Origin of the sequence: Glutamicibacter sp. BW80, assembly GCF_002332385.1 — a bacterium.
Lineage (GTDB): Bacteria > Actinomycetota > Actinomycetes > Actinomycetales > Micrococcaceae > Glutamicibacter.
Map to the genome: position 1 here is coordinate 126789 of NZ_NRGV01000032.1, position 15609 is coordinate 142397.

A 15609-nucleotide genomic window follows, 5' to 3' on the forward strand; every position below is an offset into this window, starting at 1 on the left:
AAGTGCTTGGATAATCACCCAAACTACTGGCTGACAGGTGCTTACCGAACCTTTGCGGTTGCTGGCACAAAGCTGGTGTGTGGCGGCACCATGCCAGAGCCTAGCGGCAAGATCACAGCCACTTCGATCGCCTGGCGTTTGACGGGCGAGCGTGACCCATGACAACAGTCATGGGCGGGACATGACTTTCTACTCTGTGCACAGCACCGGAAATTTAGAAAACTAAGAGTATGAAAACGCTGAACCGAACCGACGCTGTCACGCTGACGGGGCTTCACAAGACTTTCACGACACCCCGTACCAAGGTCGAAGCCGTTAAAGGAATCGATCTAACCATTCACACCGGACAAATCGTCGCCCTGCTGGGGCCGAACGGTGCAGGCAAGACCACCACCGTGGACATGATCCTCGGGCTGACCACGCCAACCGCAGGAACCGCCCAGGTGCTTGGCCTCGACCCGCACAAGGCGGTGTCCAGCGGACGGGTCTCCGCAGTACTGCAAACCGGCGGCCTGCTTCGAGACATGACCGTCTACGAAACGATCAAGGTCATCGCCTCCATGCACCAAGTTCATGGACGAATCGACGAAGTCATGGAGCGAACTGGGCTAACGCCGATCGCCAAGCGCCGCGTCGGCAAATGCTCCGGTGGTGAACAGCAACGCATCAAATTCGCCCTCGCGCTCTTGCCCAACCCAGATGTGCTGATCCTGGATGAACCCACCGCGGGGATGGATGTAATGGCTCGCCGCGAATTCTGGAACACCATGCGCAACGAAGCCATCGACGGGCGAACCATCATCTTCGCAACCCACTACCTCGAAGAAGCGCAAAACTTCGCCGAACGCACCGTGCTGATCAGCCGCGGCGCGGTGGTCGCGGACGGGGCAACAGAGCAATTACGGCAAATGATCTCCGGACGAAAGATCGTCGCGACCATGCCGGACACGCGAAGCATCGACCAGCTCCTGAGCGAAGAAACCAAGCCCGAGATCGAAGAGCAGTCAGGGATGCGGGTGACCTTCCGCTGCCAGGACTCGGACGGGCTGGCACGAACACTTCTGACCCGGTATGGCGCCTATGACCTGGAGATCTCCGCGCCAAGCCTCGAAGACGCTTTTGTTCAGTTGACGGAGGACGCATCATGAATCCCACATATGTCGGTGTCGAGTTCACCCGAAACATTCGAGATGGCTACAACCTGTTCTTCTCCCTGTTGATGCCTTCGGCAATGTATCTGCTCTTCGGCAGCATCCCCAGTTATGGCGAGGAAGTCCTCGGGCTGGGAAACGTGAAGTTCTACATCATGGCTTCGATGGCAGCGTACGGGGCCGCGATCTCGACGGTTTCCATCGCCGGTACCGTTGCTACCGAATCCATGCAGGGCTGGGGGCGCCAGATCGCCTTGACGAGAATGTCGCCGGCAACCTTCGTCTCCTCGAAGATGTTCGTGGCGACCACCATCGCGGCGATCTCCGCGGCTCTGGTCTACGCACTGGGTGCTGCGACGGGCGCCACCACCACAGAATGGTGGCTGTGGATCGCGGCCTTTGGCATCACGATAGTTGGTTCGCTGATGTTCGCTTGCTACGGCATCGGCGTAGGCATGCTCTTCAAATCCGAATCCGCGCTGGGCCTGGCCTCGGGATTGATGGTGTTCTTCGCGTTCTTCGGCAACGTGTTCATGCCGCTGAGCGGCTTGATGCTGGATATCGCCCGCTTTACCCCGATGTACGGCTATGTCGCGCTGGTACGTTTCCTGCAATTGCAAGATGTTCCGGCAGAAACCGGGTTCGCTCCCGATGCATTGTGGATCCCAGTGACTAATGTGGTGCTATGGGCAGCGTTCTTCGCAATCTTCGCCCTGATCGCAACGCGAAAGGCACGGGCACGGCAGTGACCGAACGTAGTCAGGCACAGGCCGACGTAGACCGGTTCTGGAGCAGATTCGGCTGGTGGGTATCGGGAGTGTGGATTATTTTCCTCATCTACCCGACACTCACCCTGCTCCAGGGGGACTTCCCGGTGGCGTTGCGGGTCCTCGGGTTGAGCCTGATTCTCGTGTACGCGGCCGCTTACCTTCGCGGCTACGGACGGTTCTCCTGGACGGTGGGCCACGGCGGCAGCGGCTCTTTCGAGGTATATGCCTATTTCGGCATTATGGCAGCGATCATGTTTGCGAGTATTCCGATCCTGCACGACGGCGCGTTGGGGCTGCTGCCATTCCTGACCTCATATTCGGCCTTTCTGCTCAAGCGCAAGGTCATGTACGTGACCTACGCGGTGGCACTGGTCCTGAGCTTCGGCCTTCCGCTGGCTTACGGCGTGTTCCTGCAACAGCTCTTCCTCACCGGGTTGAACGTGATGCTCATGGTGATTTACTTTGTCACCTCCGGGACGATCCGCCGGGCAGTGGCGGCAGACATGATCAAGGATGAATTCCTGGTACTCAGCGAGCAAGAACGGATGGCTCGCGACGTGCATGACGGGGTTGGCCATTCGTTGACCGCGCTGAATCTCAAGGCGCAGCTGGCGCTGCGGCTACTGGACGAAGGCGAAGTCCAGAAAGCTCGAAGCGAGGTTGAGCAGCTCAGCGAACTGGCGCTCACGGCACTCGATTCCGTGCGCACCACCGTGCATGGAATGGCCCGTGCGGATCTCGAAGGGGAACTTCAGGCCTTGGCGCAGGTGTGCGCCGATAGCGGCATTGAGTTTAATGTCGTGGGCCGGGCAGAAGCCATCCCGCAGGCGCTGCGTTCCCACGTTTCGTGGATCGTGCGGGAGTCACTGACCAATGTGTTGCGCCATGCGCACGCCAGCGGGGTCTGGGTTGGCCTATCTGAGCAAATGCTCAGTATCGATGACGACGGAGATGGCCTGCAGAATGCCAAGGAAGGCCACGGGCTACGCGGCATGCGTGAACGGGCCCGGCTTTTCGGAGCCAGTTGCACAGTGGGGGAGTCGAAGCTAGGCGGAACCAGCATTCGAATCGATTTCGGGGCTACGGGAGCAGATGCATGATCAAGGTGTTGATTGCCGATGACCAGCACCTGGTCCGCGGCGCGCTGGTGGCGCTGCTGAACATGGAAAATGACCTCGAGGTGGTTGCCGAATGCTCCGACGGAGACGAGGTGCTGGCCGCGGTGGCCGCTCACGCCCCGGACGTGGTGCTGCTGGATGTGCAGATGCCGCGCATGGATGGCCTCACGGCCGCCGGACTGGTTCGCGCGAAGCATCCGCAGATCAAGGTGCTGATCGTGACCACCTTCGACCGTCCGGGATATTTCAGGCAGGCATTCGAGGTCGGAGCCCATGGATTCCTCGTCAAGGACGCCTCGCCCGCCGAACTAGCCGACGCCGTGCGCCGGGTGCAGGCCGGCGGCAAGGTCATCGACCCGCAGCTTGCGATGCTGTCGGTTGAATCCGCGAGCAATCCGCTGACCGATCGGGAACGCGAGATCCTGGGGCTCGCGGCGGCCGGGAGCCCGGTCTCCAGGATTGCACAGGAAATACATCTGTCGGTGGGTACGGTGCGCAACCACCTGTCGAATGCGATCGGCAAGACCGATGGGTCGAATCGGATCGAGGCCGCGCGCATTGCCCAGGAACGCGGTTGGATCTAGCGGGTCGCGAAGTGGGTGATCAGGCCGATGACCCAGATGGAAGTGGCCAGCAGGACGCAGCCGAACTCTACAATGATTCCGATACCCATGGCCTTCAACGTCGCCCAGGAAGAGGCCAAGGCGCCACCGAACTTGCGGTGGCGAGCGGCCTCACCGAGGAACAGACCCACCGCAAAGCCGAGGAACAAGCCCACGACCGGAATGAGGATGGCGCCGGCGATCGCACCGAGCAACCCCCAGAAGATCGATCCTTTGGGGATCTGATGCTGTTTGAGCTTGCGCCCGGTCAGCACCGCGGAGGCCGACCAGCCTAAGGCGGCGATCAGCATGCCGAGTCCCGCCGCCCACCAGGAAGCGCCGGACCCCAGCAGCCAACCCCAGCCGAGAAGCGTCAAAATAGTGAGCAAGGAGCCGGGCAGGACCGGAATGATTGTTCCCAAGGCAGAGACGATCAGCAGTAATCCGGCAATAATGGTGTAAATAATCTGTGCATCCACACCCTTAGTGTGGCACGGTGAGCAGAGAATAACTTTTGGGCGCGTGCAGGATTTTTGAGGTGTTTGATGAGTCAGCAACAGCAGGGCCGCATCGGTGTCGAGATCAGCAACAACGTAGCCACGGTGAGCCTGGATAATTCGAAGCAGTACAACGCGCTGACCAAAGACATGTGTCTGCAACTCGTCGGCGCGTTTGCAGGGCTCTCTGCAAACCCCGAGGTCGCGGCCATCGTGGTGACCGGGGCCGGAGCGAACTTCAGCGCCGGCATCGCCATCGATCAAATGGATCTGGTGCTCTTTGACCAGCCCAGCGCAGATGGCCTGGTTAACCACTTTGATCTGGTGGACCACGCGATTACCAGCTGTCCCAAACCGACCATCGCGGTGGTGCGCGGCAATTGCTTCGGAGGTGCCTGGCAGCTGGCGGCCGCGTGCGACGTCCAACTGGCGGCGGACAATACCCGTCTTGCCATTACCCCGGCCAAGGTGGGGCTGGTGTTTCCCCGGCCCGGCATCGAACGCCTGGTGCAGAGGGTGGGCCAGAGCCGCGCGAAATACCTGCTGTTCAGCGGCGCCGGAATCAGCATGGAAGAAGCCTCCGAGTGGGGCCTGTTTACCCGGGTTGTACCGCTGGAGAAGCTGGATAGCGAGGCGGCGGCCCTGCTCTTCCAAATGTCAGCCAATTCGAACTTTTCGATTCAGCACACCAAGGAAGCCATCTCACTGACCGGCGAAGGAAAGCCGGAGCCACTGCTTGATGCCTACTGGGAAGAGCTGTGGCGGAAGAACGCGCGCAGTGAAGACCTCAAGGAGGGCCGAGCGGCTTTTGCCGCCAAGCGCCGCCCAGAATTCAGCTGGCGCTTCGAGGGAATCAACTAGCGGCGCAGCCCGCTGCCGGAGGCGTGCACCGGTACCTAGCCGCTGTGCTTGGCTACCAGCTCGCGTTTGAGAATCTTCCCGCTGGGACCCAGCGGGAATTCTTTCACGATCTCAATGTGCCTTGGATACTTGTAGGCGGCGATCTGTTCGCTGACCCATCGGCCGATACTTTCCGGGTTCAGGGTCGACCCGGGTTCCAGCGTGATCGAGGCCGCTACTTCCTGTCCGTGCTTTGCATGTGGAATGCCGTACACGGCCGCGTTGGAGATCTCCGGATGGCTGACCAGCACTTCCTCCACCTCGCGTGGGTATACGTTGTACCCGTTGCGCAGCACCATATCCTTGGTGCGGTCCATGATGCGCAGATAGTCTTCTGCATCTTTCGTGCCTAGGTCTCCGGTGCGGAACCACCCATCCACGACGGCCTCGGCGGTCGCATCCGGGCAGTTGAGATATCCGGAGAACAGGTTGTGTCCGCGGATCACCAGCTCTCCCAGCTCTCCGCGGGGAAGCAAACGGATTTCGTTCGGATAGGCAGGGTCGGCGATTTCCACTTCGACTCCCCAGATGGGGGTGCCGATAGTTCCGGGGCGAGGCTCGCGCCCCAAATGGTTGAAGGTGGCGGCCGGTGAGGTTTCGGTCAGTCCGTACGCCTCATGGATTCGAGCTCCGAAACGCGCCTCGAAGGCGTTCAGGACCGCTACCGGCAGCGACGCACCGCCGGAGACCGCATAGCGTAGCTTGGTTGGTTTATCGCTGCGTTGTTTGCCGGCTTCCAACAGTGCGACGTACATGGTGGGGACGCCAAAGAACAAGTCGATTTCCTGGTCCAAGACCAGGTCCAGGGCATCTTTCGCGGTGAATTTCGGAAGCAATACGAGTTCGGCACCGGCGCGGAATCCGGTGTTGAGCACGGCCGTTTGGCCGAAGGTATGGAACAGCGGCAAGCCGCCGAAGAGCTTATCGCCGGGGCGCATATCGATGGTTTCCAACAACAATGTGCTGGTCTGTTCGATCAACGCCAGGTGGGTGCCGAGGGCGCCCTTTGGCGTGCCGGTGGTGCCGGAGGTGTAGAGGATCGTGGCGATATTCTCCGGATGCTGTGGCTCATAGGTCCTGATGGGATCCGCGCTCGCCGCGCGGTCTTCCAAGCGGTCGGTTTCCAACTCCGGCGGTGCCAAGACGCTGAGGACTTTGGCGCCGGCCAGTTCGGCTCCGGCTGCGCCTTCGCCTAGCAGGGGAGCGGCACAAATCAGCAGCTTGGCGGCGGAATCTTCGAGTACGTAGGCGATCTCCTGCTTCTTCAGCAACGCGTGGATGGGCACTGCAATAGCTCCCAAGGAAAGGATGGCGTAGTACACCCGGGCGAAGTCGGTGACATTGGGAATGAGCACCGCCACGCGGTCTTCCTGTTGGATTCCGAGATCGCGCAAGGCTCCAGCGTAGGCGCGGGTCTCATCCCAAAGCTGGCTGTAAGTGGTGCTTTGGCCGCTCATGGTGATCGCGTTCTGATCCCCATAGCGCGCGGCGCTTTCGGCCAAGATGGCCGCCACCGACATGGTCAGGTTTGAGTTCGAACGCATCACGCAGGGCTCCTAGGATCAACAGCTAAAACTTAGTGAGGTGGATCACTCTACAAGCCTAGTGGAACTTCGTGTCAAATCAAGGTACTACGTTTCATTTTACGTTTTCCACTTTCTTAGAGAGGTCTTGACCCTTGCTGGTCGTAGCCATTGAATAGACTGCACGGTCGTTTTAGACTCAGCGTGTCATCACTGACAACTCGCAATCTAAGGGAGCACCATGTCGACGCCAGAATTTCCACCGGGATCTCCGTGTTGGATCGATTTATTGACCAAGGACATCGAGGCTGCCAAGACCTTCTATTCGCAACTCTTTGGATGGAGCTATGTCGTGGGGGAGGAGGAAACCTACGGTGGCTACACCACGGCCGCCATCGACGGGCTACCCGTCGCGGGGCTTATGAAAAACGATCCGGACAATGGCTTCCCGGACGTATGGAGCACTTACCTGCGTGTTGCGGACATCGACGCGGCGGTAGACCAAGTCCAAGCGCATCAGGGGCATGTCTACATGCCGCCTATGGAAGTGCCCGAACAGGGGAAAATGGCGATGATTGGCGACCCCTCGGGCCTCGGAGTGGGACTCTGGCAGGCCGGCGGCCATCCCGGCTATCAGAAGATGGGGGAGCAAGGCACCCCGGTGTGGCATGAGCTGCACACCACCAAATTCGAAACCTCAACAAAGTTCTATCGCGAAGCGCTGGATTGGGATCTGGAGGTGATGAGCGACAGCGACGAGTTCCGCTATCAGACGCTCGGCGCCGGAAGAGATGCAAAGGCCGGCGTGATGGACATTGCGCATTTCGAGGACCCGAAGCTCGCCGGTTGGAAGGTGTATTTTGCGGTGGAGGACACCGATCAAACGGTGGCCGACGCCATTGCCGCGGGCGGCGCGGAAGTCAGCCCGGCCATGGATTCGGACTTCGGCAGGCTCGCGGTCATCGCGGATCCCACCGGCGCCGAGTTCTATGTGATCCAGGCGAACGGCTAAGGGCGGACCAACTGCTCCGGATGCGGCGAAAATTTTCTTGCTGATTGCGTATCCGGGAAGCGCAGTCAGCCAACAAATCGGTTCGTGGCGTGTGGAAATGGTGCAATTTGGCGAGTCATTCCACGTAAGCTCGGGTACATGCAACAACGACTTCTTGGACGCACCAACCGCACCGTTTCCGTCATTGGCCTGGGCACCTGGCAGCTGGGCGCCGACTGGGGAGCGGTGGACGAAGCCGAAGCTCAGTCGGTGCTCGACGCCGCCTACGCCGAGGGTGTCAGCTTCTTCGACACCGCAGATGTCTACGGGGACGGACGCAGCGAGCAGCTCATCGGCCGCTGGCTGCGGGCCAACCCGCAGGCCGAAGTCACGGTGGCCACGAAGATGGGCCGCCGCGTGGAGCAGGTGCCCGAAGCCTATAACCTGGAAGCCTTCCGCGCGTGGAACGATCGTTCCCGCGCCAACCTGGGGGTGGACACCCTCGACCTGGTGCAGCTGCATTGCCCGCCTACGCCGGTGTACTCCACCGATGCGGTCTACGATGCGCTGGACACCATGGTGGCCGAGGGGCGGATGCGCTCCTACGGGGTCTCGGTGGAGACAGTTGATGAAGCGTTGAGCGCTATCGCCCGTCCGAATATCGCCACCGTGCAGATCATCGTTAATGCCTTCAGGCACAAACCGCTGGAGCAGGTGCTGCCCGCGGCCCGCAAAGCAGGAGTCGGCATCATTGCCCGCGTCCCGCTGGCCAGCGGGCTGCTGACCAACCGCTACACGCCGCAGACGAAGTTCGCCGCCGATGACCACCGCAACTTCAACCGCGACGGCTCGGCCTTTGACGTGGGCGAGACCTTCTCCGGGGTCGACTACACCACCGGGCTGCAAGCCGCCGAGCAGTTCGCGCAGCTGGCCGCCGCCGAGGCGCCGCAGGCGACCAGCGCCCAGGTAGCCCTGGCTTGGCTGGCCGCCCAAGAAGGCATCAGCTCCATCATCCCCGGGGCCCGCAATGCGGACCAGGCCCGGGCGAATGCCGCCGCCGGGTCGCTGCAGCTCTCTGAGGGCTTCAACGCCGCGGTGCGCGAACTGTACGACACGAAGCTGCGCGCGCAGATCCACCCACGCTGGTAGCCGCCTAGCTCGGTGCCCCGATGCCGATCGTGGCACCGAGGCGCACCGGCTCGGCCGGGCGGTGCTGCCCGCGTTCGGGAATATAGCTGAGCTCCTCGTCCTTCTGGTCCGGGGCATTGACGAAGGAGCGGAAGCGGCGCAGCTTCTCCGGATCCGCGAGCGTGGCCGCCCATTCGTCCTGGTAGTTGCCCACATGCGTTTCCATCGCGGCTTCAAGCTCCGCGCCCAGGCCCAGCGAGTCCTCGACCACCACGGCCTTGACATGCTCGATGCCGCCGTCCAGATCCTGCATCCAATGCGCGGTGCGCTGCAGCCGGTCCGCGGTGCGGATGTAGTACATCAGATAGCGGTCGATGTAGCGCAGCAGCGTGGCATCGTCGAGTCCACCGGCTAGCAGCTGGGCGTGGGCGGGGTTCGCTCCGCCGTTGCCGCCCACATACAGGTTCCAGCCCTCGGCGGTGGCGATCACTCCGACGTCCTTGGCCCTGGCCTCGGCGCATTCGCGCGCACAGCCCGAGACGCCCATCTTGAACTTGTGCGGGGCGCGCAGCCCGCGGTAGCGCAGCTCCATCTCGATGCCCATGGCCACAGAGTCCAGCATGCCGTAGCGGCACCAGGAGGAGCCGACGCAGGTTTTCACATTGCGCAGCGACTTGCCGTAGGCCTGGCCGGACTCGAATCCGGCGTCCACCAGCTCCTTCCAGATCTCCGGCAGCTGTTCCAGCCGGGCGCCGAACATGTCGATGCGCAGCCCGCCGGTGAGCTTGGTGTACAGGTTGTACTTCGCCGCCACGGCGGCGATGACGCCGAGCTTTTCCGGGGTGATTTCCCCGCCCGGGATGCGCGGGACCACCGAATAGGTGCCGTCCTTCTGCATATTGGCCATCACCCGGTCGTTGGTGTCCTGCGCGCCGGCCAGTCCCGCTTCCATCGGGTGGCCCGAGGTCTGGGAGGCGAGCACCGAGGCGATGACCGGTTTGCAGATGTCGCAGCCCGCACCTTTCCCGAAGCGCTCCATGATCTGCGGGTAGCTGGTCAGCCCGGCCAGGCGCACGGCCTCGAAGAGCTGGGCGCGGGACAGCTCGAAGTGCTCGCACATCGCCGCGGAGACCTCGGCGCCGTTCTTCAGCATCTCGGCTTCCATCAGCTTCTTGAGCATCGGCACGCAGGAACCGCACTGGGTGCCGGCGCGGGTGCAGCCCTTGAGCTCGGAAAGCTTGGTGACCGGCTCGCTGCCTTCGCAGCTTCCGCAGCCGCCCACGGCGTCGCGGATCGACCCGGCGCTGACATTGTTGCAGGAGCAAAGCACCGCCTCATCGGGCAGCTCGCCCTGCGGCGCCTCGCCGCCCAGCGCGCTGAGGTAGGCACCCGGTTCGCCGGGCAGCTCGCGGCCCAGCAGCGGGCGCAGCGACTGGTAGGGGGTGGCGTCGCCGACGAAAATGCCGCCGAGCAGCACCTTGGCATCGGAAGAGACCACGACCTTCTGGTAGAGCCCGCGCGGAGCATCAGCATAGACGACCTCCAGCGCGCCTTCGGTGCGGGCGAAGCCGTCGCCGAAGCTTGCCACGTCCACCCCGGAGAGCTTGAGTTTGGTGGCGGTATCGAAGCCGGCGAACTCGGCGGTTCCGCCCTGCAGCCTTTCGGCCACGACCTCGGCCATGGCGTTGGCCGGCGCCACCAGGCCGATGCACAGCCCCTCGAAGTTCGCGACCTCGCCGATGGCGTAGACGTTCGGGATCGCGGTGGCGCAGCCGGCGTCGATCTCGATGCCGCCGCGCGGGCCGATGCCGAAGCGCGGCTGGCTGCTTTCCGAAGCATCGAGCGCCGCGTTGTAGTTGCGGGCAATTTCATCGCGGGGCCGCACCCCGATGGACACGATGACCATATCCGCGTCGATGGTGCGCTCGTCGGCCATCAGCACCCCGCAGACCAGCCCGGTTTCGGCGCTGGCGAGAATCTCTTTCGGAAAGACTCCGCCGTGCACGGTGAATCCGGTGTCGGCGATGAGCCGCCCCATGGCCTGGCCGGCGCCCTCATCGAGCTGGGTGCCCATCAGCCATTTGCCGCCGTCGATCACCACCGCTTCGGCGCCCAGCGCCTGCGCGCCGGCTGCGGCCTCCAGGCCGAGCAGGCCGCCACCGATGGTGGCCACCACCGGGGCGCGGCCCAGGGATTCGGTGAGCTCGCGGACCTGCTCGGCAATGGCCCAGACGTCCTCCAGGGTGCGGTAGACGTGGGTGTGCTCGGCTCCCGGAATCGGGAGAGTGGCGGCATTCGAACCGGTGGCCAGGACCAGCTGGTCGTACTCGAAGCTGCGCCCGTCGGCGGTGCGCACGGTTTGCTTGATGCTGTCCAGCTCGGTGACCGCTGCACCGGTTTCGAGGGTGACATGAGCGCGTTCCCAAAGCTCAACCTCACCGAGGGTCAGGTCGACTCCGGGGTTGGTCAATGCCTGGGAGAGGGCCACCCGGTCGTAGGGAATGTGTGTTTCTTCGGTGAGCACGGTGATGTGCAGGTCGCTTGGCTCGCGGTTTGAAATGGCCTGCGTGAAGCGGTGCGCGGCGGGGCCACCGCCAACCACCACAATGCGGCGGGATCCATGTGCTGTGCCCATGATGAAACTCGACTTTCGCTCGAAAAGATCAGTGCTCGTTGGTGAATGATCCCAGCTTAGAAAGTTAGTTTTGCGCCGCAATTACCCTTATGTTTCGGGGGCCACAATTTTCTCCACCACCCAAAAAATAGCCGGTGAGAAGCGCGAAATATGTTGGAATCAAAACTGGTGCTCCGCACGGCGTTTCCTCGAAGAGTCGCGTAAAGATCCTTGATATTCCGGGAGGGATCGGGGGCTCACCTTGGTTGCGCTACGCGGTGAAGCAGGCTTTACCGAGGCGGAACAGCAGTACGCACGGCGCGAAACATTGGAGTTCTAAGCTCGAACTATCGAAGGCACCCAGTTGAAAGGAGCGCAGTGATGAGCGCTGTAGTCGAAGAGTATGTATTAGACATTCCAACCAACCTCGCGTCGGTCTGCCGACCGGAGGACCTGGAACCAGGGTGGGGAGAAAGCGCCCTGCTCGATGGCCGGCAAATCGCGTTGTTCCGCACCGAATCCGGGGACTTCTTCGCGGCCTCGCATCACTGCCCGAACAGCGGCGCGAAGGTGATGGCTCGCGGGATTCTCGGCGATACCATCATTGACGGCCAGCGCGTGCCGACGGTCGCCTGCCCGCTGCACAAGGAAATCTATCGATTGGATTCCGGGCAGTGCCTCAGCGCCGAGGAGACGCCGCTTCCGGTGTATCACCTGGTCGAACACGAAGGCCAGCTGTGGACGGGAGCACAGCGATGAGCGGCAACACGGAAGCTTCAGCCAGTATTGAACACGCAGCTTGGCAGGGCTGGCTCGAGACTGTCCCGGAATCGGGGATAGCAACTGCCACACCGATAATGGAGAAGGCGGCATAGCCGCCGGCAAGCCGTTGCCGAGGTCAGGAAACTGACCTCGGCAACGGCTTTTAAAGCTCCATCTAGTAGCAGTGCCCCTGAGCTTGGAGCATTCAGCGAATCAATCCGAAGGCGCAGAGCCCTCCTGCGGCCCGGGGAATCCGCGCTAGTGGCCAGCTCGGATCACGTCGGTTCGGGGAACTCGATCCTTTGGTTCTGTGGACGTTCGATCCGGCAATCTGCGCTGTAGCCTCGATGCGCCACGGTCGGTTCGCTGCCGCCTGTGCAAGTCGCTGTCCAAGATGGTGGAAACTTTCAGAGGGTCTTTGCCTTCGATGCGCGTACTTATCGAGTCGCAGCAAGGCGGACTAAGCTTGGCGGTATAAGCAAAGCTAAGGAAGCGGACCTTCATGGTGAAACCACCGCGAAGGGAAAGCCTCACCACCTCGTGACCGCATCGAATGCAGGTGGCGCGAATGAGTGAAGATCTTGCCAAACTGGTTGACCGCGGTGACATCGTTGCGGCCGTTCGCGCAGCTCAAGGATTAACACCGGAGCGTGTTAGGCCGCTGCTATTCGGCGGCGGTTTCATGAAAGATTCGAAACCTTACGCTGAGTTCATTTCTCGTTGGTATCAGTCTTTGTCGAGTGCTAATCTCGCGCCGGAAATTTTCAAGTCAAGTGAGACCACTAAGTCTTAGGCCAACATCTTTTCTCCTTCTTCCTGCTTGATCGGTTCGTTAATCCAAGCCGCTTCAGGCAGCAACATTTTCTTCGGGAGCCGGTTCTTTCCAAACCGCTCAGGATGCTCCGCCCATGCCTTTTCCAACGCCGCTAGGCGTTGGTCATCCACGTGCCCAGTCATCCCGAAATGCACGTCGGCAGGAGTATGAAAACCCAATCCTGATTGGCGATGCTCAGTGTTATACGCATGAACAAACCGGCCCATAAAATCCCTGGCGTGCTCCAAGGAACCGAACCGCTCAGGAAATACCGGCATATACTTCAAAGTCTTAAACCACGACTCTGAGTTATCCCGAATTCGGGATAACTCAGAGTCGCTTTTCAAGACCATGAAGTATGGGCCTACGTTCCCCGAACGGTTCGCATCGCTAGGGGGTGCAAGGGAGTTCAGGAACGAATTCGTTCAGTGGTACAACTGTGCTCATCAGCATTCGGGTATTGGTCTGCATACGCCTGCAAACGTTCACTACGGGCTGGCTGACGCGGTGGCTGCGAAGCGTTCGCAGGCCCTGGCTGCGGCTCGTGCAAGGCATCCTGAACGGTTTAGTACCTCTAATGATCCGAGACTCCTCGCGCTGCCGGAAGCTGCATGGATCAACAACCCGCAGGACCGGCTAGCTCAGGCTGCTTGAGAGCTAATTAAACTCGTGTTGGTACCGTTTGACTTGAAAAATTCCGAGGCCGGTTTCTCGTGAAGGTTTGTGTGCGAACTTTCCATCTGAGATGTGATGGTTGTTGGCATCGATAACCGGCGTGATGGGCTCCTTGGTGACATTACGTGTTCGTTCTTGTGGTCTTCGGGTGCGGTCAGTGCGCTCGGCGGCGAAACATGAGCAACCCCAAATAATCACTACGACGACCGAGCCGCCGAACGTTTGCAGCCAAGTCCTCAGCGACCAGAAGCGATTAATATCCACATCAAGAATCAGCGATCCAAGCTAACCACCAGCGATGGCGTCGACAACACCCAGTACAAGGGTGTCAAGTAGCTCTCCGATCAGAAAGGCCAGTACCGATTCGGTACTGGCCTTCTTTCATCACTGCGGGTTAGAACTCGCGGCTCTGTTCTTTCGCTTAACCATCCACGCCATGGCTATGATGGCCGCACCAGCGAGAGCGAGCACTGGCGATCCCCAAAGCGCGAAGCTCTCAAAAGCAGTGTTTTCTCCACTGCCGCCAGCCTCTAGCCGTTGGATCTCGGCTGGGGTGAGAACTGCCATATTATACCAAGTGAATAGAACGACCCCGATGATCAAAAGCAAGGAACCAATAATTAGGCCCCACACATTTCGCTGACTTTTACGCATGTTACTTACTTTCTATAAAGGGTTGCACAGAGCCCGAAGCATCCGTGCGTAGCTCACTTTCGGACGCCAAGTATCCAGATTCCAACTCTTTTTGAGCGGGTCCCTAAGACGAACCGCGTCAATATGGCAGTACAGCTGATCTCGCATCGACGCAGTTTCTTCACGAGTACCAGGGGTTTTCGAGTTCATCTCATAATAGAACGCCTTACGAATTGATCCGTACAAGGCCGGTCCGAACAAAAGCCAAACGTTGGCTCTGCCCCACTGCGTCGGGTAAACCTCCAAAGTGTAGCCCTTGTACTTCTTGTTATAGGCCGTCCAGGAAGTCTTTGCGATCAAAGCCTTGCCGACCCATGGATCAGCTACAACCGGGTAGACTACTGATTCATTCCGGTCGACGATTTGTGTGAACGAATGCCCATCAATTATGTACCGTGTGGAGATTTCGCGACCAGAAGCATCCCGGGCCCAGGGAGCAGCTACACCGCCGATGAATACGCCCTCATCGATCACGGCGATCGCACCGTCTTCTTGCAGCTCGAGCTTCGCCTGTATAGGTAGATCCAGCTTATAAGTGAACTCGTGTGGGCTTTCCTTAGCGCTCAGCACTGTGTTGATTCGCACTGAACTCGCTTCAATTGGCTCCACTACGACATCAACCCCGTCTCCGCCGAATACAGCCGTTCCTGAGTTGAGCGTCTTTCCGCGCTTCGACACACCGGCTTGCTGAGGTAGAGAGATGCCGATCGAAGATTCTGTACCTTCGGCACTGTCCGTCTGGATCTCGATGAGCTCATCTCGCATGAGAGGAATCGACAAAGAGTCACCTGAGGTGTCAGAACTCAGGGTGATTTCATCACGTAGTACTTGTGCATCTGTTTCCGGCGCAGGCAGCTCGTCAGGGGTGGCTGCTTTAACCGCTTTTGCAACTTGCTCGGAAGGGTTTTCTGCAGCGTACGCGACAGAGGGGAAAAGAAGTGCAGAAACTACTGCACCCGCAATTCCTGCAGTAACCAGTCGTTTTCCCATAATTTGCCTTATCTAGGGTGAGAAGCTGAAATTAACTGCGACCAATTTATCAAACAGAATTTTGATAATCAAAGAATCGTCCTAGCGCAACAGATTTGAGAACATAATTACGTCATAGGTAGTTGGAATTTACATCTTATGTAGTATTGGAGAGCCGGCAGCGTTCCGAGGAATAAAAACGATCACTGACCTCACTATTGGGATGAGTCGCTTGTTCTTTAGGCATGCAGCAAAACTTATTAGGCATACGCCTGACTGTTCTGTCCTAAATTGGGCATGGCCGCGTCAGAAGAAGTTAATGACCTTGGCTAGCCGGGCGCAGAGGCCGGTGGTTGGTTCGCACAGGCATACCTCACTGAGATCCCTGTCTGTCAGGGTTGA

General features: G+C 60.1%; 13 protein-coding genes and 2 pseudogenes. 10 read left to right on the forward strand and 5 right to left on the reverse strand.

What is annotated here, in order from left to right; all coding sequences use genetic code 11:
* The first annotated feature begins 230 nt into the window (after positions 1 to 230).
* Genes CIK76_RS10840 through CIK76_RS10855 form a run of 4 tightly spaced genes read left to right on the forward strand, consistent with a single transcriptional unit; the run spans position 231 to position 3623 of the window.
* Complete coding sequence (locus CIK76_RS10840) at positions 231 to 1148, forward strand: ABC transporter ATP-binding protein (protein WP_096286297.1); 918 nt, start codon at positions 231 to 233, stop codon at positions 1146 to 1148.
* Positions 1145 to 1900 (forward strand): ABC transporter permease, encoded by a 756-nt coding sequence (locus tag CIK76_RS10845; protein WP_096286299.1) that lies wholly within the window; start codon positions 1145 to 1147, stop codon positions 1898 to 1900. Before CIK76_RS10840 ends, CIK76_RS10845 begins: the two co-directional genes overlap by 4 nt.
* Complete coding sequence (locus CIK76_RS10850) at positions 1897 to 3021, forward strand: histidine kinase (RefSeq protein WP_176484175.1); 1125 nt, start codon at positions 1897 to 1899, stop codon at positions 3019 to 3021. The genes CIK76_RS10845 and CIK76_RS10850 overlap by 4 nt, the downstream gene beginning before the upstream one ends.
* Complete coding sequence (locus CIK76_RS10855; protein WP_096286303.1) at positions 3018 to 3623, forward strand: response regulator transcription factor; 606 nt, start codon at positions 3018 to 3020, stop codon at positions 3621 to 3623. The genes CIK76_RS10850 and CIK76_RS10855 overlap by 4 nt, the downstream gene beginning before the upstream one ends.
* Here CIK76_RS10855 and CIK76_RS10860 read toward each other — a convergent pair.
* On the reverse strand, positions 3620 to 4120 hold the full coding sequence (locus CIK76_RS10860) for a DUF456 domain-containing protein (protein WP_096286305.1): 501 nt from the start codon (positions 4118 to 4120) through the stop codon (positions 3620 to 3622). The genes CIK76_RS10855 and CIK76_RS10860 overlap by 4 nt on opposite strands.
* 66 nt (positions 4121 to 4186) lie before the next feature.
* On the opposite strand from CIK76_RS10860, the gene CIK76_RS10865 reads away from it, so the two are divergent.
* Positions 4187 to 4999 carry an enoyl-CoA hydratase/isomerase family protein gene (locus tag CIK76_RS10865; RefSeq protein ID WP_096286307.1) on the forward strand — a complete coding sequence of 271 codons (813 nt, stop codon included), beginning with the start codon at positions 4187 to 4189 and terminating at the stop codon, positions 4997 to 4999.
* A 35-nt stretch (positions 5000 to 5034) separates the two neighbouring features.
* On the opposite strand, the gene CIK76_RS10870 is transcribed toward CIK76_RS10865, so the two are convergent.
* Positions 5035 to 6582 carry a long-chain fatty acid--CoA ligase gene (locus tag CIK76_RS10870; RefSeq protein WP_096286309.1) on the reverse strand — a complete coding sequence of 516 codons (1548 nt, stop codon included), beginning with the start codon at positions 6580 to 6582 and terminating at the stop codon, positions 5035 to 5037.
* Between the two features lie 268 nt (positions 6583 to 6850).
* Here CIK76_RS10870 and CIK76_RS10875 point away from each other — a divergent pair, with 268 nt between their 5' ends.
* The gene (locus CIK76_RS10875) at positions 6851 to 7573 is read left to right on the forward strand and encodes a VOC family protein (protein ID WP_255248437.1); all 723 of its coding nucleotides are present in this window, start codon (positions 6851 to 6853) and stop codon (positions 7571 to 7573) included.
* A gap of 138 nt (positions 7574 to 7711) precedes the next feature.
* Positions 7712 to 8701: an aldo/keto reductase gene (locus CIK76_RS10880; RefSeq protein WP_096286313.1), complete on the forward strand. Its 990-nt coding sequence runs from the start codon at positions 7712 to 7714 to the stop codon at positions 8699 to 8701.
* Between the two features lie 4 nt (positions 8702 to 8705).
* Here the strand turns inward: CIK76_RS10880 and nirB are convergent, their stop codons facing one another.
* Complete coding sequence (nirB, locus tag CIK76_RS10885; RefSeq protein WP_096286315.1) at positions 8706 to 11315, reverse strand: nitrite reductase large subunit NirB; 2610 nt, start codon at positions 11313 to 11315, stop codon at positions 8706 to 8708.
* 360 nt (positions 11316 to 11675) lie between these two features.
* Here nirB and nirD point away from each other — a divergent pair, with 360 nt between their 5' ends.
* Together nirD and CIK76_RS10895 are read left to right on the forward strand one after the other, a co-directional pair.
* A complete protein-coding gene (gene nirD, locus CIK76_RS10890) occupies positions 11676 to 12053 on the forward strand; it encodes a nitrite reductase small subunit NirD (protein WP_096286317.1) in 378 nt (125 codons plus the stop codon).
* Between the two features lie 571 nt (positions 12054 to 12624).
* The gene (locus tag CIK76_RS10895; protein WP_141393532.1) at positions 12625 to 12849 is read left to right on the forward strand and encodes a hypothetical protein; all 225 of its coding nucleotides are present in this window, start codon (positions 12625 to 12627) and stop codon (positions 12847 to 12849) included.
* On the opposite strand, the pseudogene CIK76_RS10900 reads toward CIK76_RS10895, so the two are convergent.
* A pseudogene (locus tag CIK76_RS10900) lies at positions 12846 to 13184 on the reverse strand (integrase core domain-containing protein); the annotation flags it as partial. The gene CIK76_RS10895 and the pseudogene CIK76_RS10900 sit on opposite strands and share 4 nt — an antisense overlap.
* Before the next feature lie 16 nt (positions 13185 to 13200).
* On the opposite strand from CIK76_RS10900, the pseudogene CIK76_RS10905 reads away from it, so the two are divergent.
* Positions 13201 to 13524 (forward strand): annotated as a pseudogene (locus CIK76_RS10905) (integrase core domain-containing protein); the annotation flags it as partial.
* A 687-nt stretch (positions 13525 to 14211) separates the two neighbouring features.
* Here the strand turns inward: CIK76_RS10905 and CIK76_RS10915 are convergent.
* Positions 14212 to 15228 carry a DUF2599 domain-containing protein gene (locus CIK76_RS10915; RefSeq protein WP_096286323.1) on the reverse strand — a complete coding sequence of 339 codons (1017 nt, stop codon included), beginning with the start codon at positions 15226 to 15228 and terminating at the stop codon, positions 14212 to 14214.
* Positions 15229 to 15609: the final 381 nt, after the last annotated feature.

Bases quoted from the DNA above. Each gene is read 5' to 3' on its own strand.
- CIK76_RS10865 (WP_096286307.1), top strand. From the start codon at position 4,187: ATGAGTCAGCAACAGCAGGGCCGCATCGGTGTCGAGATCAGCAACAAC.
- CIK76_RS10840 (WP_096286297.1), top strand. From the start codon at position 231: ATGAAAACGCTGAACCGAACCGACGCTGTCACGCTGACGGGGCTTCAC.
- CIK76_RS10870 (WP_096286309.1), bottom strand. From the start codon at position 6,582: ATGCGTTCGAACTCAAACCTGACCATGTCGGTGGCGGCCATCTTGGCC.
- CIK76_RS10845 (WP_096286299.1), top strand. From the start codon at position 1,145: ATGAATCCCACATATGTCGGTGTCGAGTTCACCCGAAACATTCGAGAT.
- CIK76_RS10855 (WP_096286303.1), top strand. From the start codon at position 3,018: ATGATCAAGGTGTTGATTGCCGATGACCAGCACCTGGTCCGCGGCGCG.
- CIK76_RS10895 (WP_141393532.1), top strand. From the start codon at position 12,625: ATGAGTGAAGATCTTGCCAAACTGGTTGACCGCGGTGACATCGTTGCG.
- nirD (WP_096286317.1), top strand. From the start codon at position 11,676: ATGAGCGCTGTAGTCGAAGAGTATGTATTAGACATTCCAACCAACCTC.
- CIK76_RS10915 (WP_096286323.1), bottom strand. From the start codon at position 15,228: ATGGGAAAACGACTGGTTACTGCAGGAATTGCGGGTGCAGTAGTTTCT.
- CIK76_RS10880 (WP_096286313.1), top strand. From the start codon at position 7,712: ATGCAACAACGACTTCTTGGACGCACCAACCGCACCGTTTCCGTCATT.
- nirB (WP_096286315.1), bottom strand. From the start codon at position 11,315: ATGGGCACAGCACATGGATCCCGCCGCATTGTGGTGGTTGGCGGTGGC.